The sequence below is a fragment of the Microcystis sp. LE19-41.2A genome (genome assembly GCF_027530405.1).
Taxonomy (GTDB): domain Bacteria; phylum Cyanobacteriota; class Cyanobacteriia; order Cyanobacteriales; family Microcystaceae; genus Microcystis; species Microcystis aeruginosa.
The window spans coordinates 1-22,352 of the sequence record NZ_JAPZQJ010000562.1 but is presented as its reverse complement, the minus strand read 5'-3'; the positions used below and the strand labels follow the sequence as shown (position 1 = coordinate 22,352).

General features: G+C 42.3%; 25 protein-coding genes and 1 tRNA gene. 11 read left to right on the top strand and 15 right to left on the bottom strand.

Features of this window, described 5'->3' with window-relative positions; genetic code table 11:
• Window positions 1–20 precede the first annotated feature (20 nt).
• The 4 genes from O9290_RS23735 to O9290_RS23720 form a co-directional block, all read right to left on the bottom strand.
• Window positions 21–524, bottom strand: coding sequence for a CGLD27 family protein (locus O9290_RS23735; RefSeq protein ID WP_193960826.1), 504 nt, complete (start codon window positions 522–524; stop codon window positions 21–23).
• 5 nt (window positions 525–529) lie between these two features.
• Window positions 530–934: a ribosome silencing factor gene (gene rsfS / locus O9290_RS23730; protein WP_002752120.1), complete on the bottom strand. Its 405-nt coding sequence runs from the start codon at window positions 932–934 to the stop codon at window positions 530–532.
• 55 nt (window positions 935–989) lie between these two features.
• Window positions 990–1,586 carry a bis(5'-nucleosyl)-tetraphosphatase (symmetrical) YqeK gene (yqeK, locus tag O9290_RS23725; protein WP_002763152.1) on the bottom strand — a complete coding sequence of 199 codons (597 nt, stop codon included), beginning with the start codon at window positions 1,584–1,586 and terminating at the stop codon, window positions 990–992.
• Window positions 1,587–1,666: 80 nt separating this feature from the next.
• Window positions 1,667–3,235, bottom strand: coding sequence for a YcjF family protein (locus O9290_RS23720; RefSeq protein WP_288059101.1), 1,569 nt, complete (start codon window positions 3,233–3,235; stop codon window positions 1,667–1,669).
• Between the two features lie 488 nt (window positions 3,236–3,723).
• Between O9290_RS23720 and O9290_RS23715 the strand changes: the two genes are divergently transcribed.
• The 3 genes from O9290_RS23715 to secF all read left to right on the top strand — a co-directional run bounded on the left by O9290_RS23715 (window position 3,724) and on the right by secF (window position 7,194).
• Window positions 3,724–4,707, top strand: coding sequence for an alpha-ketoacid dehydrogenase subunit beta (locus tag O9290_RS23715; protein ID WP_002752113.1), 984 nt, complete (start codon window positions 3,724–3,726; stop codon window positions 4,705–4,707).
• Window positions 4,708–4,733: 26 nt separating this feature from the next.
• Window positions 4,734–6,140, top strand: a complete 1,407-nt coding sequence (gene secD, locus O9290_RS23710) for a protein translocase subunit SecD (RefSeq protein ID WP_288059099.1) — start codon at window positions 4,734–4,736, stop codon at window positions 6,138–6,140.
• A 121-nt stretch (window positions 6,141–6,261) separates the two neighbouring features.
• Window positions 6,262–7,194: a protein translocase subunit SecF gene (secF, locus tag O9290_RS23705; protein ID WP_002763140.1), complete on the top strand. Its 933-nt coding sequence runs from the start codon at window positions 6,262–6,264 to the stop codon at window positions 7,192–7,194.
• Here secF and O9290_RS23700 read toward each other — a convergent pair.
• Window positions 7,191–7,571: a helix-turn-helix transcriptional regulator gene (locus O9290_RS23700; protein WP_260324557.1), complete on the bottom strand. Its 381-nt coding sequence runs from the start codon at window positions 7,569–7,571 to the stop codon at window positions 7,191–7,193. The two genes, secF and O9290_RS23700, sit on opposite strands and share 4 nt — an antisense overlap.
• Before the next feature lie 627 nt (window positions 7,572–8,198).
• Between O9290_RS23700 and O9290_RS23695 the strand changes: the two genes are divergently transcribed.
• Genes O9290_RS23695 through O9290_RS23680 form a run of 4 tightly spaced genes read left to right on the top strand, consistent with a single transcriptional unit; the run spans window position 8,199 to window position 10,013 of the window.
• Complete coding sequence (locus O9290_RS23695; protein ID WP_288059096.1) at window positions 8,199–8,714, top strand: pentapeptide repeat-containing protein; 516 nt, start codon at window positions 8,199–8,201, stop codon at window positions 8,712–8,714.
• Between the two features lie 38 nt (window positions 8,715–8,752).
• Complete coding sequence (locus tag O9290_RS23690; RefSeq protein ID WP_288059094.1) at window positions 8,753–9,277, top strand: pentapeptide repeat-containing protein; 525 nt, start codon at window positions 8,753–8,755, stop codon at window positions 9,275–9,277.
• 45 nt (window positions 9,278–9,322) lie between these two features.
• Window positions 9,323–9,676 carry a DUF433 domain-containing protein gene (locus O9290_RS23685; protein ID WP_287732810.1) on the top strand — a complete coding sequence of 118 codons (354 nt, stop codon included), beginning with the start codon at window positions 9,323–9,325 and terminating at the stop codon, window positions 9,674–9,676.
• A complete protein-coding gene (locus O9290_RS23680; protein WP_194016561.1) occupies window positions 9,651–10,013 on the top strand; it encodes a DUF5615 family PIN-like protein in 363 nt (120 codons plus the stop codon). Before O9290_RS23685 ends, O9290_RS23680 begins: the two co-directional genes overlap by 26 nt.
• A 36-nt stretch (window positions 10,014–10,049) precedes the next feature.
• Here the strand turns inward: O9290_RS23680 and O9290_RS23675 are convergent, their stop codons facing one another.
• The 8 genes from O9290_RS23675 to ndhL form a co-directional block, all read right to left on the bottom strand.
• The gene (locus tag O9290_RS23675; RefSeq protein ID WP_288059092.1) at window positions 10,050–11,042 is read right to left on the bottom strand and encodes a rhomboid family intramembrane serine protease; all 993 of its coding nucleotides are present in this window, start codon (window positions 11,040–11,042) and stop codon (window positions 10,050–10,052) included.
• 215 nt (window positions 11,043–11,257) lie between these two features.
• Window positions 11,258–11,485, bottom strand: coding sequence for a hypothetical protein (locus O9290_RS23670; RefSeq protein ID WP_002778028.1), 228 nt, complete (start codon window positions 11,483–11,485; stop codon window positions 11,258–11,260).
• Between the two features lie 507 nt (window positions 11,486–11,992).
• The gene (locus tag O9290_RS23665; protein ID WP_002763127.1) at window positions 11,993–12,478 is read right to left on the bottom strand and encodes a crossover junction endodeoxyribonuclease RuvC; all 486 of its coding nucleotides are present in this window, start codon (window positions 12,476–12,478) and stop codon (window positions 11,993–11,995) included.
• Between the two features lie 3 nt (window positions 12,479–12,481).
• Complete coding sequence (gene wecB, locus O9290_RS23660; protein ID WP_052275801.1) at window positions 12,482–13,585, bottom strand: non-hydrolyzing UDP-N-acetylglucosamine 2-epimerase; 1,104 nt, start codon at window positions 13,583–13,585, stop codon at window positions 12,482–12,484.
• Window positions 13,586–13,734: 149 nt separating this feature from the next.
• Complete coding sequence (locus tag O9290_RS23655; protein WP_288059089.1) at window positions 13,735–15,066, bottom strand: MlaD family protein; 1,332 nt, start codon at window positions 15,064–15,066, stop codon at window positions 13,735–13,737.
• A gap of 46 nt (window positions 15,067–15,112) precedes the next feature.
• On the bottom strand, window positions 15,113–15,895 hold the full coding sequence (locus O9290_RS23650; RefSeq protein WP_288059087.1) for an ABC transporter ATP-binding protein: 783 nt from the start codon (window positions 15,893–15,895) through the stop codon (window positions 15,113–15,115).
• Window positions 15,896–16,119: 224 nt separating this feature from the next.
• Entirely contained in the window at window positions 16,120–16,425 is a 306-nt protein-coding gene (locus tag O9290_RS23645) for a DUF3007 family protein (protein ID WP_002763321.1), read from the bottom strand.
• 19 nt (window positions 16,426–16,444) lie between these two features.
• On the bottom strand, window positions 16,445–16,684 hold the full coding sequence (gene ndhL / locus O9290_RS23640) for an NAD(P)H-quinone oxidoreductase subunit L (protein WP_002732218.1): 240 nt from the start codon (window positions 16,682–16,684) through the stop codon (window positions 16,445–16,447).
• A 172-nt stretch (window positions 16,685–16,856) separates the two neighbouring features.
• Between ndhL and O9290_RS23635 the strand changes: the two genes are divergently transcribed.
• Window positions 16,857–16,942: transfer RNA gene (locus O9290_RS23635), tRNA-Leu, on the top strand.
• Between the two features lie 74 nt (window positions 16,943–17,016).
• On the opposite strand, the gene O9290_RS23630 is transcribed toward O9290_RS23635, so the two are convergent.
• Together O9290_RS23630 and queG are read right to left on the bottom strand one after the other, a co-directional pair.
• Window positions 17,017–17,655 (bottom strand): HAD-IA family hydrolase, encoded by a 639-nt coding sequence (locus tag O9290_RS23630; RefSeq protein ID WP_002763323.1) that lies wholly within the window; start codon window positions 17,653–17,655, stop codon window positions 17,017–17,019.
• Complete coding sequence (queG, locus tag O9290_RS23625) at window positions 17,645–18,592, bottom strand: tRNA epoxyqueuosine(34) reductase QueG (protein WP_288057136.1); 948 nt, start codon at window positions 18,590–18,592, stop codon at window positions 17,645–17,647. Before queG ends, O9290_RS23630 begins: the two co-directional genes overlap by 11 nt.
• Before the next feature lie 354 nt (window positions 18,593–18,946).
• On the opposite strand from queG, the gene O9290_RS23620 reads away from it, so the two are divergent.
• From O9290_RS23620 to tatA, 3 genes are all read left to right on the top strand, one after another.
• The gene (locus O9290_RS23620) at window positions 18,947–19,678 is read left to right on the top strand and encodes a DUF3782 domain-containing protein (protein WP_288087606.1); all 732 of its coding nucleotides are present in this window, start codon (window positions 18,947–18,949) and stop codon (window positions 19,676–19,678) included.
• A 662-nt stretch (window positions 19,679–20,340) separates the two neighbouring features.
• Entirely contained in the window at window positions 20,341–21,771 is a 1,431-nt protein-coding gene (lpdA, locus tag O9290_RS23615; protein ID WP_288059788.1) for a dihydrolipoyl dehydrogenase, read from the top strand.
• A gap of 180 nt (window positions 21,772–21,951) precedes the next feature.
• Complete coding sequence (tatA, locus tag O9290_RS23610) at window positions 21,952–22,128, top strand: twin-arginine translocase TatA/TatE family subunit (protein ID WP_002763330.1); 177 nt, start codon at window positions 21,952–21,954, stop codon at window positions 22,126–22,128.
• The last annotated feature ends 224 nt before the right edge of the window (window positions 22,129–22,352 follow it).

Genomic DNA, 22,352 nt, shown 5'->3' with positions numbered 1-22,352 from the left:
AGATTGGTGATTGGTTGCGGTTAGTGAGTGAAAAATAGCCAAAAAAGACCACTGATAGCGACAATTGCCCCTAGAATCAGGGCGGTTTTTTGTAAACGCTGGAGAATGGGCTGGATTTGATAGGAGACGATTAAACGATCGCGGGTTAAAATGGCGGCGGTTTTTGTCCAGATTTGGCCATCGTACCAACCCGACTCTTCATAAAATACTTTCTCCGATTGCAAGCGATCATAGACGTAGATCCAGCCCAGATACAAGCGCAATAACACCAATCCTACCAAAATTGTCGAGCCAAAAATCCCCGCACAGAGGAAGAGAAAAGGGGCCTTTTTGAGGGGAAAACTAGCGGCGGCAATCGGTCCGACAATTAACCATGTCCATAACCATAACCAGACAATTTTTTTTGTATAAGAGGCTACATCTAGCGTCGCCCAACGGAAAAACCAAGATTCTTTTAATTGTTCGTACTCGTTAACCGGTTGCTGTTCTTCCGGGACGGGACAGAAATCAAGGGAGGATTTCATGGATTCTACTCCTCTAAATGGTCGCTAGGTAGAGGAATCCGTTGAGCATGACCCCAAAAAGCTTCTAAATTATAAAATTCTCGCTCTTTTGGTAAAAAGATATGGACAATGATATCGCCATAATCCATCAGGATCCAGCTACCTTCGCTTTTTCCTTCCACTTGTCGGGGAGACTGTTGCCATTCTAGTTCCATAGCAGCTTCGATCGCATCCTCGATCGCTCGCACTTGAGTGGTAGAATAGCCGGTAATAATCAGAAAATAATCGGTTAAATAACAGATATCGGCGACTTTCAGGATGGCGATGTCCCCTGCTTTCTTGTCCTCGGCAGCTGTGACAATTGTCTCTAGAAATTTTTCGGTCTTGAGATTTTCGGCGATGGGGGTAATAATTCCAGTGGGATTGGTCATTCAGGTTGTGGTTATCCTTTGGCTGAGGTGGTTGTAAGCGAGTCTTGAGATTATGTTAATCAATGGTTTTAGTTTCTGTTGGTTGTTCTTTAACAATTTGTAACGCCCAGTTGCGCGTTAGCACGGTGCGGGGATGAATGGGACAATGGCTACTTAAAAGATATTTTAGGGAATAATCACAGGTTTGTTGAACGCTTTTATGGAGATTTTGATAGCTGAGTTGTCGTAGGGCGTTTAATTCGGGTGTATCGCCGCGATTGGGTTCCAAGGCATCGGCAATAAAGACTATACAGCTAAGATCGCTCATATTGGGTTTACCGAGGGTATGATTGCGAATTGCTTCGAGAATTTCCTCGTCGGTAACGTTAAATTCTTTTTGGGCGACAACTGCACTCACATCGGCGTGGAGTAAGTGGGGATGGGATAAACAGATATTATCCACGTCTATTCCCGCCGATTCCGCCATTTTTAGCAGTTTTTTGGGCTTGAAAAATTTAGCCAGATCGTGTAGTAATCCCGCTTGCCCTGCTTGGACGGGATCGAGATCGTGATGACGAGCTAAATCAATACACATGGTCTCCACACCGAGAATATGTCGCAGACGGTGTTCGTTGACGTTTTCTTTTAACCAGTCGATAACTTGCTGTCGCATCTTTTTTTTGCCCTTGTGGAACCCCAAAACGATTGTAACAATTACTATACAATTTTGCCTATTGCTCCCGGGTTCGATCTTTACCAATCATCCTCGCAACTAGCTTCTAAAACTTCTTCTTGCTGCCAATCATCCTGAAAAGGTTGTACCACTTTACCGATCGCATCGGCCACAAAAGACTTAATAAATTCTTCCTTGCGACTGAGTTGAAATTGTCTTTGTACCACTTCCGTCATACCACCGTCACCCCAGTCTTGATCCTGACGGAAATATTCAATAAAACTTTTGCCGGCAATGCGGGTTAAATAGGCGGCACTGACCCCTTGAATTGCCTTACCGACTATATAGGTAGTAAAATTTAACTGTAGGATTCTGGCTAATAATTCTACTGCTCCTTTCACTACTCCCAAACTAACTAGAGTTTTGCCCAAAGATAGAGCCAATTCCTTGCCTCGATCGCTGTTAATTTCACAGCCATAAACTTGACCAATTTCCCTGACCATTTGAGCATTAACCGCCGCCGTTGCTAACAGATCGAACACTGGTAAGGGAGTCACAGCAATCACTCCCGCACCGATCCACTGATAGCGATCGATAATTTTATCAGCTTGGCGACGACGTTGGCGATCGATAATTTTCCTAGCTTCTTCCCCCAATCTTTGGGATTGTAAGAGGATATTATCTGCCACTAAATCCTCCCCTTCGGCCCGTAAAACTGAAGCCAAACGTTTAATTAAAGCTAAAATATCCGGTTCCGGTGTGATCATTTGTCCCCCGGTTAACTGTACTGGTTGGGGATTAGCGGCGACGGCAATAATATCGGCTGAAAGAATCACTCCTTTTAGACGTTCTCGTAATTGTTTTAAAATAATGTCTCGATCTTCATCGCTATAGAGATCGATTTTATTAAAGACTAAGAGAGAACGTTTACCAATATCAATTAAACGCAATAAAGGGGCGTATTCCGATTGTCGAATATCGTTATCAATGACAAATAAAAGTAAATCTGCTTCCGTGGCTAATTGTCGCGCTAACTGTTCCCTTTGACCTCCGGCCGCACCAATTTCGAGAATGCCGGGGGTATCGGTAATTTGAATTTCCCGATTCACACCTTTCATTTTTAAACTATAGGTTTCCCCTTTTTCCGTGGTTCCCATGGTTGCCTCCACATTGCCCACCATTTGACCGATGAGGGCGTTAATTAGGGAGGTTTTTCCCGCCGATCCTGTGCCGAAAACGATGATTTTAACTTCTTTTCTGGCTAAACTTCGCTCAATTTCTTGGGAACGATTAATAAAAACCTGTTGGGTTACTTTATCTTGAATTTGCTCCACTTGTTGCCGGATAGCTTTTAAGGTTTCCCCGGCGGCCTCGGTTTTTTCTACCGGTAATTTTAGGGGTGGACGGGAGGAAGAACGCAATCCGCGGCGACTTTTTTGCTGCTGGGGCAGCAGATAAAAGTAGTACAAAAGAATGTAGATCAGCAAGCCCAGCAGTCCGATAATCAGTAAAAGCAGAATATTGGCTAGTAGGGGAGCGAGAAAAACGATATCTCTGTAAAGACGATAGATAGAGTTGACTAACCACAACATTAATCCGAAAATAAAGCTCAGACCAATGATTAAAGCGGCAAGACGGGGTAATTTCATCAGCTTTAACGGTAGGGGATTGCTTGATCTTGATCTTAGTTCTTTGCCGGCCGATTGTCGGGAACTAGAATAGACTATTATCTATAGTCATAATTGTTTTTATTCATCAGCCAATTTCTGTAAATCTACTAAGTTGGGATTTTTAAAGGGAAACTCTCTGCTCAAATTGGGCGTTACTTGCGATTTTATCGCTCAATCCCAGCTTTTGGGGGGTTCTACCCCCCAAACACCCCCCCGCGCATTAGTTTTTCGGTGGGATGCTTACAGGCAGCTGCTGATACATTTATCGTCATCTAAGAGTCACTGACAATTGCTGATTGTCGGTATTCCTGCAAATGTGAGATGCAGCCGTATTCAGGGGTCAGGGGATAGCTTTTTATTTATTCTCCCTTCTCCCCACTTCCCCACTTCCTATTCCCTCGGGCCAGAAAAGGGGTAAGATAATAAGTTTAGTGATAAGATGACCGAATTGTAAACGGGGACTTGATATGGCAGAAACCCTATTATTTAATGCTTTGCGACAGGCGATCGATGAGGAAATGGGCCGCGACCAGACAGTATTTGTTTTAGGTGAAGATGTGGGTCATTACGGCGGTTCCTACAAAGTTACCAAAGATCTCTACAAAAAATATGGCGATTTAAGGGTTTTAGATACTCCCATCGCTGAAAATAGTTTTACGGGCATGGCAGTGGGGGCAGCCATGACGGGATTACGTCCGATTATTGAAGGCATGAATATGGGTTTTCTTTTGCTTGCCTTTAACCAAATTGCCAACAATGCCGGGATGTTACGTTATACTTCCGGCGGTAATTTTAAAATCCCCATGGTTATCCGCGGTCCGGGGGGTGTGGGGAGACAATTAGGAGCGGAACATTCCCAACGTTTAGAGGCCTATTTTCACGCGGTACCCGGACTAAAAATTGTCGCTTGTTCCACTCCTTACAACGCCAAAGGTTTATTAAAATCGGCGATTAGAGATAATAACCCCGTGCTTTTCTTTGAACACGTTCTTCTCTATAATCTCAAGGAAAATTTACCTGATACCGAGTATCTTTTACCCCTCGATAAAGCCGAAATCGTTCGCAAGGGAGAAGATATAACTATTCTCACCTATTCGCGGATGCGTCATCACTGTTTACAGGCATTAAAACAGTTAGAAAAAGATGGCTATGATCCAGAAATTATCGATTTAATTTCCCTGAAACCCTTTGATATGGAGACGATCGCCGCTTCGATTCGCAAGACTCACAGGGTGATTATCGTGGAAGAATGTATGAAAACGGCGGGAATTGCTTCCGAGTTAATTGCTTTAATTAACGAGCAGTTATTCGATGAATTAGATGCCCCCGTGTTAAGATTATCTTCCCAAGATATCCCCACACCTTATAACGGTAATCTAGAAAGATTGACGATTATTCAACCTAATCAAATTGTCGAAGCTGTCCAAAAAATGGTCGGTGATCGCATTTAAAAAATTCTCCTTTTGATACTGAAGTTATGCAGAGACAAAATTGGTTATTGTTACTGATCATCGGTCTGGTTATTGCCTCGATCGTCATCCTGATTAAGTTACCCCTACAATTAGGTTTAGACCTGCGCGGTGGTAGTCAATTAACCATTCAGGTTAAACCCACTGAAACCGTCAAAACCATTCAACCTAATGATTTAAAAGCGGTACAAAATGTGATTGAAAACCGCGTTAATGCCCTGGGTGTTTCTGAATCATTAGTGCAGACTGTGGACAGTAAAAATCAGGTAATTGTGCAACTACCCGGGGTCACAAATCCCAAAGAAGCTGAGAGAAACCTAAATGTTCAGGCCCAATTAGAATTTCGTCAGCAAAAACAAGGTACAGAAGGAGAATTCCGGGCTGAATATTCAATTTTTCAACAAAAAAAAGCGGAATTAGCCGCCCTCAAAGCCGAGAATAAACCCGAAAATGCCGCTAAAATTGCCGAACTAGAACAATCTCTGCAAAAATCTAAAGAGGCGATTTTAAATTTATTTGAATCGGTGGACTTAACTGGAAAAAATCTGCAAAATGCCACTATTAGTTCCACCCAAGGCACTAACTGGGAAGTGGCCATTACTTTCGATTCGGAAGGGGGCAATAAATTTGCCGAACTGACTAAAGCGATCGCAGGTACTGGTCGCAGTATTGGGATTTTCCTCGATAATGAATTAATTAGCGCCCCTGTGGTTGATGTGCAGTTTGCCCAAACGGGAATTACAGGAGGCCGGGCCGTGATTACTGGTAATTTTACCGCCGAAACTGCCAACGATCTAGCGATTCAATTGCGCGGTGGTTCTCTACCTTTCCCCGTTAAAGTGGAAGAAATTCGCACCGTCGGGGCAACTTTAGGCCAGGATAGTATCCGTCGCAGTATCTACGCTGGTTTAGTGGGTTTACTGTTAGTTTTAATCTTCATGGCGGTTTATTACCGTTTACCCGGTATTATTGCCGATGTTTCCCTGATTATCTATACTATTCTTTCTCTGGGGGCTTTTGCCCTAGTGGGAGTCACCATGACGTTACCCGGTATTGCTGGATTTATCCTCAGTATCGGCATGGCAGTCGATGCAAATGTACTAATTTTTGAGCGTACCCGGGAGGAATTAAGGGCCGGAAAATCCCTATTTCGGGCAGTAGAGTCGGGATTTTATCGGGCTTTTTCCAGTATTCTTGATAGTAATGTCACTACTTTAATCGCCTGTGCTGCCTTATTTTGGTTGGGTTCAGGATTAGTCAAAGGTTTTGCTTTAACTTTAGCCATTGGGGTAGCTGTGAGTATGTTTACCGCTTTAACCTGTAGTCGCACTCTCCTGTTAATCACCGTGTTAAACGTCCCTAGCATTCGCCAAAAACCCCAACTTTTCTGCCCCAATTTACCGGTAAATCAGTAGGGTGGGTTAGGCGACGACAAGTTATGCTGTTAACCAATAATTTCATATTCGCCGTAACCCACCGATTGCCACTCCCTACTCCCCAAATTCCTTTTTCCTTTTTACTTTTTACTTAATCAATATGGCATTTAACGTTACAAAACAGCGTAATTTTTGGTGGACAGTCTCGGCCCTGCTGACGATTGGTAGTATTTTGGCCATGGTAATTTCTTGGTTCACTATTCAAGCGCCTTTGCGACCGAGTTTAGATTTTGTTGGTGGTACGAGAATTCAGATAGAATTAGCCTGTGCCAAAAAGAATAACTGTGAGAAACCCTTAACTACTGCCGAAGTGCAAGCAATTTTAGACGAGGAGGGATTGGGTAACAGTAGTGTGCAGGTGTTGGATAAATATACTTTATCGGTGCGGACGAAAACCCTCGCAGAAGAACAGAGAACAAAATTACTCGACACCTTAAACCAGAAAATCGGCGCCTTTGACCCCGAAACCAGTCAAATCGATACAGTCGGTCCCACCATCGGTCAAGAATTATTTAGGTCGGGATTTTTAGCTTTATTAGTGTCATTTTTTGGCATTGCTGTCTATCTAAGCTTCCGTTTTCAACGGGATTACGCTTTTTTCGCCATTGTCGCCCTGCTGCACGACGTTTTGATCACTTTAGGGGTCTTTGCGGTTTTAGGCTTAATTGCGGGGGTAGAAGTGGATAGTTTATTTTTGGTTTCCCTCTTGACAATTGTGGGCTTTTCTGTTAATGACACAGTGGTAATTTATGATCGCGTGCGGGAAAATTTTGTCAATACCCCCGAATTATCCGTGGATGAAATTGTCGATAACGCGGTGAGTCAAACCCTAACTCGTTCGATTAATACCACCCTGACCACTTTATTGCCTCTGGTGGCGATTTTTCTCTTTGGTGGCACGACCTTAAAATATTTTGCCCTAGCTTTAATTATTGGTTTCGTAGCCGGGGCCTATTCGAGTATTTTTATCGCTAGTACCCTACTAGCTTGGTGGCGCGGTCGTTCCCATCGACCCACACTCAATTACAGTTAGGATGCCATTGGTGAAGAATCAGTGGTTCTTGGATGGGTCGTAATAGTAATTTCAACCTGTTGATTGAGACGACCCAAAATTGAGATCAAACGGTCAATAGTAAAGCGTCCCAAATTAGCACGGCGAATCTGGACAAATTCACTGTGATTAATTCCAGTTCGCACTTGAGCATCGCGGGTTGATAAGTCTTCCTTCTCCAGAACCTTGATAATTTCAGCAGCAAGCAGTGCTTTCGCTTGTCGCACGTCCGCATCTACATCGCCAAAATCGCGGTACACATTACCGCTACCTTGTACCAGTTCAAATTGTTCTTCACTCATGAGAGTTCCTCCTTCAATCCCTTGAGCCGTGCTTTGATAACTGATACCACCTGTCAAGCCCCATTATATCTGTTGAAGTTTTTGCTTGTGTCAATCGAAGCGGCGATCGCCTTATAATATCTGGTAGCCATTTTGGGGATTTGGTGCGTTACTGCGGCGAAAAAACCCGATCCCTCCTCCCCAAAGATGTAGAAGAGAGCGGCTACTCCGAGAGAGCGGTATCCATCGTCTCAGTCTTGAGTGGAATGTACCGTCATTCCCATCGGATGGTGGTTTGTACGATGTCCGACTTATTTGGGGTGAAGATGTCTCTGGGGACAGTCAATCGTCTGAGAAAGGAAGGAAGTGAGGCACTATCAGCCCTCTGTGGCGGAAGCCGAAGCCTACATCCAAGCCGCGCCGATAGTGGGGGCCGACGAGACGGGACTCGGACAAGGAAATGCCGATGGGCTCTCATCCCCAGTCCAAGAGAGCCGGGTGGTTGTGGGTGGCCGTCACCCCGTCGGTCAGCTTCTTTCAAGTCATGCTGTCGCGCTCTAGTGCAGCAGCTCAAGCAGGGAATGAGATTTGGGTGGTAGCAGGGAATCATAAAATTTTGCTATTATCTTGAATATTTTAGGAAAATTCTGTGTTACGATAGTCCGTTGGTTATCCCGTTTTCAAGTTAATTGAGGTGGAACAGTTATGAAATTCGCTCTCCTTTTTTCAATTGCCGTCCTATCTTGTGTTAGTTTAGCTAGTCCTAGCCGTGCTGAAAACCCCGATCATGTCAAGAAACTTAAGCAAACTAAACAATGTCCAGGGTGCGATCTTAGTGGGGCTGATTTAAGCGGTTTAAATTTAAGACAAGCGAATTTACAAGGTGCCGATTTAAGTGGTTCTAATCTAAGTCGTTCTGATTTGACAAAAGCAAATTTAAGTAATGCGATTTTAACTGGAGCTGGTCTATATGCGTCAAAATTGATTGGTGCTAATTTGACTAATGCAAGATTAAATAGTGCTTATGTAGGTAATGTGAATTTTGCAGATGCAAATCTAAAAGGAGCAAGTTTGATAAATGCTGTGATAGCTGGTGCTAATTTTACAGGTTCAGATATAACTAATACTAACTTTAATGGAGTTAGCTGTATTACTGGTGTTGGCAATGCTGAGGCTTACATCACACCAGATGGAGCTAAAACTTTTGCCTTATGTAAATGACTGTAAACTTGTTCTTGATAAGCTACGAAAATACTGCAATGAAGTTACATAAACTAGCAATTCTTACAGTGTTAGTCTTGAGTATAGCTCCTCCGCTTCGTGCTGAAAACCCCGATCATGTTAAAAAACTTAAGCAAACTAAACAATGTCCAGGATGCGATCTTAGTGGGGCTGATTTAAGCGGTTTAAATTTAAGACAAGCGAATTTACAAGGTGCCGATTTAAGTGGTTCTAATCTAAGTCGTTCTGATTTGACAAAAGCCAACCTAAATAATGCAATTTTGACTGGATCTGATCTATCAGGTTATCCAACGGGGGCTAAGTTAATTGGGGCAAATTTATCTAATGCAAAACTTAACAGTGCCGATCTTCAGTATTCACAATTAATGGATGTTAATTTAAGAGGAGCAAGTTTGATAAATGCTAATATAAGAAGGGCTAATTTTACAGGTGCAGATGTTACAGATACTAATTTTACTGGCGCACAATGTAGTGATGGTTACGGTTCCGATTACACTGCACCAGATGGAAGTACCAGTACAGCATGGTGTACAAGAAATTAGGCAAGCTTATTTTTTAGATTCAGTACAGCTTGAGTCAATTCCATGATGCAACTCGAAGACTATTTTAACTTTCTAACCCCTAATGACATTCGGTTAAAAGGAACAAGAATTGGTATTGAAACCATTCTCTATGACTATATTTATCATGCCAAAACACCTGAAGAAATTGCTAAAACTTACTCATCTTTGAGCTTAGAACAAGTTTATGCGACTATTTTGTACTATTTGCACGACAAAGAAAAGATAACGAATTATTTAACTGCATGGATTGAACATGGAGAAAGAATGAGAGAAATACAAAAACAAAATCCTCCTCCTGTTGCAGAAAAATTGAGAAAGTTAAGGGAACAAAGAAAAGCAATCAAACAAGCAAATGAGTCTGAAATATCTCTTAGATGAAAATGTTGATCCTCTCTATGCGACTCAACTAAGAAGACTCAAACCTGATTTAGTTATTAGAGTGATTGGAGAACCTGTTACACCAGATAAAGGAACATTAGATCCTGAAATTCTCTGCTGGTGTGAAGAAAATAATTTTATTCTGGTAACAAATAATCGGACTTCTATGCCCGTACATTTAGCAGATCATCTACAAAATCATCGTCATATTCCAGGTATTTTTATTCTGAATCCTAATTTGAGTATTGGGGAAAATATAGATGAGTTAATTCTGGCGGCTGAAGCTTCATTTGATAATGAGTATCAAGACCGAATTGATTATCTTCCTTTACCTTGAATCTGTTTGACTTAAGCATAATATAATTTATCACCATCAACGATCTTCATTATTTTGCCGTTGTTGTTCTTCCCAATCGCGCTGTTCTTGTTCTTTCCACTGGCGATATCGTTCTTCTGCTTCTACACGATCACGATGACGCGCCTCTGCGTGACCCGTTTGAGGAATTGTATCTTTCTGTTCCCCTGATGTGCTTGAAGATCCTCCTACCATGCTGGATATTAGCAACGCACCAAATCCCACGATTGCCATGATTATTTTTATTTCGTCCCAATTATCTACAAACCACTCTGCAAACATTTTTAAAAGGGCTAAAAGGAAAACTATTGGGAAACTTATCCAAAACAATTTCCACCTCATGGCTCTTCCTTTGTCTTGACAAATGAAATCAGCCGCTAAAGTGCCAGCAAAAAAACCAGATGCAATATGAGCAGGCACCCCAAATAGGTTATGAATGCCTATCGTAGATAACCCGTATAAAACATAACCTGGGAGGGCAAATATGAGCGTTAATGAGTGCATCATAAAATTATCCAGTAAGTTACGCTCATCTACAGGTTGAAGGAATGCTGAGGGTCTCAGTTCCTGTCCAGTACTGTCGGCTTCGGCGCCAGCGAGGCTACGAAATAGTAAAAATGCCAGATAACCAAAAATTAGGATGCTCGCCCCAATCGGATGCGGGTCATACGGGTTAAACCTCCAAATCCCCAATCCTCCAACAATCATAGTGATGATAGTAACAATCCAAAAATGACGAATTTTATAGGACATGACTGACAAGCCTAAAATCACAAACCCTATAGTACCGACAATAAGATCTTTAAAACTACCATGTAGAAACGGGGCGAATAAAATCCCTCTTAACCCAAAAGGCAAAGAAGAAGAAATAATCTCATATTGATTTAATTGATGATCAAAAACAAATTGGTCTAAAATTTCTACAATCCAGAAAATAGCGACAAAAACACCTACAATCGTCATTTTTGTCTTTAAGTGACCAGTCATGAGATGATTAGTTCTTCTTGCCATATACTTTTTGAGGTAGAAAACTCTAGTCAGTCTCCATTATAGTTCAGACACTGAGCCAGACAACATTAACTTGCACCATCAATACTCCTGTAGGCACAATTACCGCCACCGATGCCGATAATAACCCCTTAACCTACAGTGCGATCGCTGATCTTGTAGGTTGGGCCCGTTGTGGGTAAACAATAAATATATTTTCGTAACAGAAAGCTCATGATTCATGGATGATAAGCCGTAATAACCAGACTTCTATCGTCACCATAAATTGCTTCAACACGACGAAAACTAGAATGATTCCACCAGACTTTAATTCTATTTCCCTTGGCTGGAGCAGACCCAACAACGGCATAACCAGCATTGAACATCAATTGTTCAAAAACTTCTGCTGGCATTGTTTTAGATGAAATGGGAGAAAGACCATCAATTTGATGCTTATCGAGGGTCATAACTCCCTTTATAGGTTGTAAAAATTTGATAACCGGGTAAAACTAAGCTGATACCCGCAAAACTATGTATTGTTCCTGGATAACTTTCTTCTGCATCACTACCCCCCAATCGCCAACAAAAAGAACCCAACCAAATATAAAAGCCTGGAATCAGTGCGTCCATCGAATAGGCAATATGCTTTAACTGAGGGTTAACTTCGTTTGATGATCCCTTTTTTTGGGAAACTTTTATTTTCATTTATTTTCATTATTTTAAACTTATAATCGTTTAAGAACTATACCATATTTTTATTAGCATTGACGATGACAATTATCACAATTCCACACTTAAACCCTTTGGTGCGATCGCTGATATGGTAGGTTGGGTTGAGGAAGGAAACCCAACGCTAATCAAAGATATTTGAAGGCCTTATTATCTTCAACCGTCCCATCGAACTAAGATAGTGCAAGCTTAAAGATGGCTTTTAGTTGTCAGCTAAATTTTTGCGCCAATTTCGTCAAATTGCTTCAAGAGATTTGATTGCGAACGCCACTGAAAGCAGCGTATGCGATCGCTATAGCATCTACAGCATCATTAATGGGCATTTTTGTCAATCCGAATAAATACTTAATTTGTTCGGCCACCTCCGCTTTAGTGGCCCTACCATGGCCCAGATGACATTTCCAACTAGCTTGATGGAGGAAAATCGGTTCAATTCCTCCATCGCGACAGCTAACCAGATTGATAATTCCCAATGCTTGCAGGACTCCACCGGCTGCCTTGATTTGCCGGTTAAAAAAGGGCATTTCCACGGCAATTTCCCCCGGTTTATATTCTGCGATTAACTCCTTTAAATCCCGTTCAATTTCGATCAAACGCTGGGCAGTAGAAAGATTTTTAGAAGTTTCGATCGTGCCGTAATCGACTAAAATCGGCATTAACTCACTATTATCCCGGAGAATGGCCCAACCGACAATCGCTAATCCGGGGTCGATACCCAACCAAGTAGTCATAGATTAAGCCAAAAAATCTTGGACGATTTGGAGGATTCTTTGGGATGCTTGTCCATCTCCAAAAGGATTAATTGCATTAGCCATACGATCATAGGCGATTTTATCCCCTAATAATTCTCCCGCTTCTGCTAAAATTTGCTCCGGATTAGTCCCAATTAATTTCGCTGTTCCCGCTTGCACTGCTTCCGGTCTTTCTGTGGTTTCTCGCAATACTAAAACTGGTTTTCCTAAACTAGGGGCTTCTTCTTGAATGCCCCCAGAATCAGTTAATAATAAATAACAGCGTTGAATCGCCCCCACTAACTCGGCATAATCGAGAGGTTCAGTTAAAAATACCCTGGGATGATTGCCCAAAGCGGACTGAATTGGTTCTCGGACGGTGGGATTGCGATGCAGGGGTAATAATAGGGCTGTATCGGCATATTTTTCTAATAACAAAGTGAATCCTTTGATAATATCCTGTAAGGGTTCGCCCCAATTTTCCCGGCGGTGAACCGTAGCTAATAAAACCCGATAATCTGACCAATTTAAGCCCGCAATTTGACATTCTGGCGCGGTTTTGGCTACGGTTAATAAAGCATCAATAACCGTATTGCCGGTGTGGTGAATATTTCCTGTCACCCCAGATTTTTGTAAATTTTCCACGGCTAAAGTAGTGGGAGCAAAATGTAGGGTAGTCAGTTGAGAAATTAGGCGACGATTAGCTTCTTCGGGATAGGGATTATAGATATCATTAGTTCTTAATCCTGCTTCTACATGGGCGATAGGAATTTGTTGATAAAAAGCCGCTAAAGCAGCAGCAAAAGCCGTGGTAGTATCACCTTGCACAATAATTAAATCTGGTTTTATGCGCTCAAAAACCGTTTCTAAACCCCGTAAACTGCGGCAAGTAATATCAGTTAACGTTTGACGAGTTTGCATAATATCGAGATTTTCATCTGCTTTTAAAGCAAATAATTCCATCACCTGCGCTACCATTTCTTTATGCTGTCCCGTCAGAATTACATGGGTTTGAAACTGTTCCGATTCTTGAAAAGCACGAATAACGGGAGCTAATTTAATCGCTTCAGGACGAGTTCCAAGAGTAATACAAATTGATTTCAACATATTATTATCAGTTATCAGTTATCATTTATCATTTATTAGTTATCAGATGTGAGTTTTCAGTTATCAGTTATCAGCTATCAGTTATTAGTTATCAGTTCACTGATTACTGTTTACTGATCACTGAAAATCGCTTGAATTGTGCTGTTTTGTCATTTTTCACTCGTGGGTGGTTGTTGAACGATAAATTGGGGATAGAGTTGCATTTGCTTAGGATTTAAAGGTCGAGAGATGGTCAAAACTTTTTGTTTAGCTAACTCTTGAGTCATGGTATCTAAAGTTTGAGCGATACGCAAATTATATTCTAATTGTTCCCCGGAAGAAAGCAGATTACTTAAGCCATCGATTAAACGTCTTAAATTCTCGCGAAATTGGGGATCACCGATTAACTCATCGATATCGGAGGTGATTTTTTGAGTATTTTCAAAAGTCACCCTAGCGGATTCGAGAGTTTTTTGCAGTACGACAATTGTAGCAGGATCGTTAATAGTTTTAGTAATTTCTCGTAAATTATTCGATGTTTCCACCGCATTATTCAAAATAGTCTCGATATTTTGCATGACTTGTTTAGTATCAATTTCATCTAAACCTGCATTCAACCTCATGGCGGTATTATTGAGATTATTAGCGAGACTACCAATACCTAAACTAGCTTGATTAATATTATCGAGAGTATTAACAATTTGTCCCCGATTTTCGCTGAGAACAGCATTAAGATTAGCGACTAATTGGGAAGATTGTTGAAAAGTTCTGCTGATTTGACTGCGATTTTCCTGAACGGTATTATCTAAAGTATTGACAAAACGGGAGGCATTATTAGCTGTATTAGTCACCGAGCGACTGGTGGTAGCTAATTCCAAAGATAGACGAGATATTTCTCTTTGGGCATTACGGATAGTCTGGGAGGTATCATCGGATAAACGGGCGATTTTTTGAGCTGCTATAGCGGTATTTTTGGTGACATCATTGAGATTACCCACAAATTCAGGACTGGTAAAAGTATCCACTAAACGACCAACACTAGACATTAATTGTGTTCCTGTTGTCCCCTGTAAACGAGTATTATTACAGAGAATTAACTGTTGATCACAGTCGGGACTCAGAGGGTCGAGATTTTTAGCCTCAGCACTTAAAGAAACTAAGGGAGTGATATCGATGGCTGCCTCTCCAATTAATCCGGAAAGATTGGTAGTAACAGTTACCTTCCTAGGCATAACTAAAGTAGCAGAAGCGATTTCGGCAATAACTTCCACTTGATTACTCCCCGGGATAAAACTCGTAATTCTTCCCACTCTCACCCCGCGAAAACGCACCGGCGCCCCGACTTGTAACCCTTCCACGTCGGCAAACTCGAAGATTAATTGATAGGTTTTCTGACCAAATCCTCCCCCGCGAACCCAGATAGCGAGCGCCCCAAAGACTAATAATCCGCCTAGAGCAAACAAACCTAGTCTTCCTTCCCGTAAAGCTCGCGAACTCTGCATGATTTTTCTCTCATTCTCGATAGTTCTTAATTTAGCTTAATCTAGCTTAAACGATTGTCCTAATCGGGCCTTCAATGCTGGCGCTAAAAAATTGCCGGATCATGGGATGATCGGTACGATCGATATCTGCCACTAATCCCTGCCATTGCACTTTTCCCTGATAGAGAAATACTACTCGATCGGCGGTGCGTCGGATGGTGCTTTGTTGGTGAGAAACCATCACATAAGTGTTCGCAGACCCCGATTTTTCATGGAGAGTCCGCACTAGATCCTCGATAATTGTGGAAGCTATCGGGTCTAATCCGGCGGTAGGTTCATCATACAGCAGTAATTCAGGATTATCGGCGGGATTATCGGGATTAGTGATAATAGCGCGGGCAAAAGCCACCCGTTTACGCATTCCCCCCGATAGTTCCGAAGGATAAAGGTTACTAATTCCCTGTAAACCGACCATTTCCAAGCTTTTTTCCACTAATTCCCTAATTATGGCTTTTTTTAAATTAGTTTGTTCATAAAGATAAAAACCGACATTTTCCCCGACGGTGAGAGAATCAAACAGGGCCGTTTGTTGAAAAACTAAGGAAGTTCGCATCGCTTCTCGACCATCTTCTAGCAATCCCTGACGCAATTGACCTTTAATACGAATTTCTCCAGCATTTATCCCCGTTAATCCCGCAATTAACCGTAAAACCGTTGATTTTCCCGTTCCCGACGGCCCGATAATTACCAGGGCCTCCCCTCGATAAATGGTTAAATCTAAACCTTCGAGAATAACATTATCCCCGAATCTTTTCGATACTCCTCTCAATTCAATTAACGGTTCTTTCATCGTCGCTTAATTAGGGTTTGCTGAAAAAGTTTTTCCTAGGGGCAGGGTGTAGGGTGTGGGGTGTGGGGTGTGGGGTTTTACCGATTTTGAGGGGGTCAATTACCTAATTTTCAGGGAAAAAGTCCCTGAATTTCCCCCTGATCACTCCCATATCTGGTACTTTTTGATTGACAAAAAGTCTAAAAGTGTTATCCAGCAAGGTTTTTAGATTTATTCAGCCAGCCCTATTTAGTTTTTTCTTCTTCAATCTCCCGCTGCATTTGGGCGATTTCTTCGGGAGTCATCGCTTCCAGGCGTTTTTTAAAGACGGCATCTTCGTAATCCTTGCGCTGTTTGCCGTAGGTCATATTATCGGTGGCAACTCGAAACAGATAGGTAAAAATCCAACCGATGACACCACCCACCAACACCGCTTGACTCCAAATTCCCGCCGAAGCACTATCTAAACCGGTTTTTTGTAGGATAATGTAGAGGATGCCGCCCATAGCAAACATCCCTATACCGATCCCGATGACATCAATGCGTCTCATGGGTTTTTTTGGTGATAACTTAAGCTTTTAGGGTACGACGTTGGGGACGGAAGTTAAGGAAAGGACTTAACAACAGCATCCCAGGGAAGAAAAAGCTCATCAGAAAGTACATAAACCCTCTTTCCCAAGAAGAAGCCACATACCAGCGCGTATTGAGGTAGTAGTAGATAACGGCGGGAATGACGAGCAAATACAAGACACTGAGAGATAGGTAGATCAGGGCGATGATAATGGTTTCTTGCGTCAGAATTGATTGCATAAGGATTGATTTTTATCAATGGCTGTCGGTGAACTGCAATCCACCTGCTGATTATTTTACCCTGTCTTTCCCCCTTTGCGGCGATCGAATTGGCGGACTAAAATAATTTGCTGAAAATACTCTTGCCAATTAAATTATTTGTGATATGATAAAAAATTGTCGGTTAAATAACGGGGGCGTGGCGGAATGGTAGACGCTACGGACTTAAAATCCGTTGAGCCTTATAAGCTCGTGAGAGTTCGAGTCTCTCTGCCCCCATCGATCGAAGTCTATATTTAAACTGAGTGTTGGATATTCTAGTACAAATGTCCATGCTCCTAGTAAAAACTTTTTCAGCCAGCCCTATCTAAAATATCCAATAATTCTAGGGGATGATCAATGAGATGATCAGGGTTAAATTGGGAGAGAATTTGAGGGGAATTAAAGCCCCAAGCGACTGCCACCACCTGCACTTGACTTTTTTGGGCAGCAGTAATATCTCTGGTTTCATCGCCGACATAAATCATTTCATCGGGACAGAATTTATTTTGTCGGATCAGGCGATCGATAATTTTGTGTTTGCCGAATAAAGGCGTTCCCGAATAGATAAAATCAAATAAATTTAAGAGTTGATTATTTGCTAAAAATATGGTGACGTTTTCCTTGGTATTAGAAGTTATTATTCCTAATCTATAGCCTCTTTCTTTAAGAGTGGCTAGGCAGTGATGCCAGCCATGGAAAGGTTTCAGACATTCAATTTGTTTATTTAATTCCCGTTTAACTCGATAGAGTAAAAAAGGGATTTTAACGGGGGAAACTTGGGATTGTTTAATAATTTCTTGGGAACTAAGGTTTTTTAGTCTGGCCAAATCTTCCTCGTTGATGGGTTGATAACCAAAATTTTTAGCCAAACGATTGACAATCTCCACGAAAGTATCGTGGGTATCGGCGATAGTACCATCAAAATCGAACACGACTACTTTAATTGTCATCTTGTGCGGGGTGAGGGGAATGGGCTAAATTAGCTTGGGCATTACGTCGCCACTGCTGGGGTTTAATTCGACGCAGGGCTGACGAGATGAAACGACGATCCCACTCCTCTATAGTTAGATTAGCTAATTCCTCCAACCTTGGCGAGAGGTTTTCGGGACGAGGTTGAAAATCCTCCACGTCGGTAACTTGGGCAAAACGTTGATTCCAAGGACAGACATCTTGACAGATATCGCAGCCAGCTACCCAACCTTGTAAATTCTCGGCAATTTCTGTAGGCAAAGTTACAGCACGATTTTCGATGGTATGGTATGCAATACAGCGATTAGCATCCACCACAGAGGGACTAACTATTGCTTGGGTGGGACAAGCGCTTAAACAACGGCTACAGGTGCCACAATGGGCGCTATGGGGTCGATCGGGTTCTAAAGGTAAATTAGTTAATATTTCCCCTAAAAAGACCCAACTACCGTAATTGCGGGTAATTAAGTTACCATTCTTGGCAATCCAGCCGATCCCTGCTCTTTGCGCCCAAACTTTATCCTGTACCGGTCCTGTATCCACATAGTAACGGGTTTGAATTTGCTCCCCCTGACTTTCTAACCATTGACTGAGGGCTTTTAATTTTTTACTTAATACTTTGTGATAATCCCGTCCCCAAGCATAACGGGAAATTTTGCCATGGTTTTGTTCTGGACTGTGTTGCTGGGGGGTGTAGTAGTTAAGGGCAAGACATATTAGCGATCGCACTTGTGGCCAAAGAGTTTTGATATCCTGTCGTTTCGGGTTAGTCATCCAATCCATATCAGCGTGATAACCCCGCTCTAACCAGCTTTTTAGATGGGATACCGCCGAGTCTTGACTATCCACAGAAGCAATACCGACCCCATGGAAACCTAACTCTAGCGCTTTTTCTTTGATTTGTGTTTCTGTCACCATAGAAATATCTTAAGTCAAGTATTTGTAACAATTATTTGCAATGATCAATTTATTGAGCCAAATCCCAGGCTGAACAGTTAGAAACCATGATCAACGAAGAAACTGTGGTTCCCGTCCCCGCTATATCGTCCTCATACTAAATCCAGTTATTAAAAACTGATTATTTATTCTCCGTTTTGCATGAGTGCATGAGTAGAAAACGGGTTTCTCCGAGAAACCCGTTTTCTGTGCGTTACTCAACGGATTTAGTATAACCATTGACTTGCTCAATTCACACCCGTCCCTAAAATGACTTGCACTTTGCTAGTACAATTATAGTAAGAAGTAAAATAAGAAAGATTAAAACAAATAACCATGTCTCAACCGATTACCATCGAAGATATCTATAAACTTTTTGAGAAAACTAACGAAAAGTTTGAACAATCACGCCAAGAATACGATCGCCGGGCTGCTGAAGCCAAGGACGAAGCTAAGGCCGAAGCTGATCGCCGGGCCGCTGAATACGATCGCCGGGCCGCCGAAGCCAAGGCCGAAGCCGATCGCCGGGCCGCCGAAGCCAAGGACGAAGCCGATCGCTGGGCTGCCGAAGCCGATCGCCGGGCTGCTGAAGCCGATCGCCGTTTAGCCGAGCTAGAGAAAACAGTGGCCAATACCAGTCGTGCTGTGGATAGTTTAACCACTCGCTGGGGAAGATTTGTCGAGGAATTAGTCGAACCTGCTGTTATTAGCCTATTTCGTGGCAAAGGTATCGATGTTAAAGAAACCTACAGTCGTGCCAGGGTAAAACGGCAAGGAATAGCCATGGAGATTGACATTTTAGCCGTCGATGAAACCGAGGTAGTTTTAGTAGAATGTAAGTCTCGTTTATCGAAAGATGATGTCAATGAATTTTTAGAAAAATTAAGTCGATTTAAACAAGCATTTCCCCATTATAAAAACTATCAAGCTTATGGTGCAGTGGCAGGAATAGAAATAGATGAAGGAGTAGATCGTTATGCCTATAAACAAGGTTTATTTGTAATTAAACCATCGGGAGAAACGGTAGAAATTATTAATGATTCTGGTTTCGAGCCTAAATTATGGTAGGAGAAAGATGATACCCCCATCCGGCAAAGTATTGGCGGGAGGTCTAATTTTTCCAATCTAGCACTAGACTAACTTATGGATACGATGCAGAATTAATAAGTAAATGGTTTCAATTAAATTGAAGATAGATTTTGTCTTTGATCCCCCCTGCCCCCCTTGATAAGGGGGGTGCCGATAGGCGGGGGGATCTGACAATTTTTAACACCCACCTACTTATTCATATCTTGATTCAGTAACGTCTTGCATAATTAATTTTTGAGGATTCAAAAACGGCAAAAATAAGGATTAAATTGCCTAAAATCTGTGAAGAGACCATTTAATTGATTATTATTCATGCTTAATTCTCCTGACTACTGACGACCGGCTCCTAATCCCAACAACAATTTTTGATTTTTACCAGAGGTCTAGTAACGTCTTGTCCTAAAATTGCCAATAAGTAGTCGTGCAAAATTAATTTCTTGGTTAGGATAGGCAAAAGGCAAGAGGCAAAAGGCAAAAGCTTGATCGAAATGTGTAATTAATTTTGCTTAGGTACTTAGCCAGTTTCAATGCACAAGAGCCTGATGGCTAAAAACTGGCTCCAGTTTTTGCCCAGGATAGCACAGCTTGATCGCAGTGGATCGTAAAATGGGATAATGCTAACTTTGAGAGTCAGAGAGACTATGAGTGAATTCGACTACGATTTAATTATTATCGGTGCTGGAGTTGGTGGCCACGGGGCAGCCCTACACGCAGTCAAATGTGGGCTAAAAACAGCTATTATCGAAGCCAAAGATATGGGAGGAACCTGTGTCAATCGCGGTTGTATTCCTTCTAAAGCTTTACTGGCAGCCTCGGGACGAGTGCGCGAATTAGCCGATAGTGACCATCTGAAAAGTCTAGGTATTGCCATCGCTGGCGTTAATTTTGACCGTCCGACAATTGCCGATCATGCTAACAACCTTGTCAGTAAAATTAGAGGCGATCTCACTAATAGTCTTAAACGTCTCAAGGTTGATACTATCCACGGTTGGGGAAAAATCGCCGGCCCGCAAAAAGTTAGCGTCATCGGGGATAGTGGCGAAAAAATCTACACCGCTAAGGATATTATGCTCTGTCCGGGGTCGGTTCCCTTTGTCCCACCGGGGATCGAGATCGATCATAAAACGGTTTTTACCAGCGATGAGGCCGTTAGATTAGAAACTTTACCCAAGTGGATCGCAATTATCGGTAGTGGTTATATCGGTCTAGAATTTTCGGATATATACACCGCTTTGGGTTGTGAAGTGACGATGATCGAAGCTTTAGATAGTCTCATGCCAGGATTTGACCCAGAAATCTCGAAAATCGCGGAAAGAGTTTTGATTAAACCTAGAGACATCGAGACTTATGTGGGAGTTTTGGCAAAAAGTATTAAACCGGGGAATCCTGTGGCCATTGAACTGGTGGACGCAAAAAGCAAAGAAGCGATCGAAATTTTAGAGGTAGATGCTTGTTTAGTCGCTACAGGAAGAATCCCGGCGACAAAGAATCTCGGATTGGAATTTGTGGGTGTAGAACTGGATAAACGCGGTTTTATTGCCGTTAATGACAAAATGCAGGTAATTCAGGACGGTGAACCGATTCCCCATCTCTGGGCTGTGGGCGATGCTACGGGTAAAATGATGTTAGCTCACGCTGCTTCGGGTCAAGGGGTAATAGCCATTGAAAATATCTGTAATCGCCCAAAAACCATCGATTATCGCAGTATTCCCGCCGCCGCTTTTACCCACCCCGAAATTAGTTATGTGGGTTTAACGGAACCGCAAGCAGAAGCTTTGGCACAGGAAGAAGGGTATAAGGTTGCTTCTGTCAAGACCTATTTTAAGGGAAATTCCAAAGCTTTAGCGGAAGGAGAAACGGAAGGCATCGCTAAAGTCGTTTATCGTCAGGATACGGGCGAATTACTCGGTGTTCATATTATCGGTATCCACGCATCGGATTTAATTCAAGAAGCGGCCAATGCGATCGCTGAACGCAAATCTGTCCATGAACTCGCTTTCCGCATCCACACCCATCCGACTCTCTCAGAAGTCCTCGACGAAGCTTACAAACGCGCTGAAGTGGCAGCATAGAGTCAGTTATCAGTTATCAGTTATCAGTTATCAGTTATCAGTTATCAGTTATCAGCTTCTGAAGGCAAGAGGCAACAGGCACTCGTGCAAAAGACAGAATCTGGCAATTCTCCAAGTTTACGACTCCTGACTCCTGAATTCTGACTCCTTTCTCTTTTTTTACTTTTTACTTTCAAGATTATGTTTGGATTAGGTTGGCCAGAAATAGTAATTATTGCTGTGGTTGTTCTCCTGATATTTGGACCGAAAAAAATACCCGAATTTGGGGCAGCTTTGGGGAAAACTTTACGGGGATTTAAAGAAGAAATCAATCAAGATGATCAAGAAATTGAAGACAGTGATGAGAAGATGAGATAGATTTCGGCGGGTGCATCTCATTTTTGTAAATCTACTAATTTGGGATTTTTAAGGGGAAACTTTCTCCTAAAATTGGGCGTTACTTTCGGTTTTATCACTCAATCCAAGCTTTTGGGGGGTTCTACCCCCCAAACCCCCCGTTGGGGGCGTGGCGCCGCCCCCAAACCCCCCGCGCAGTAGGTTAACTGTGAGATGCTTACACGCGATTGTTCATATTTTTGTAC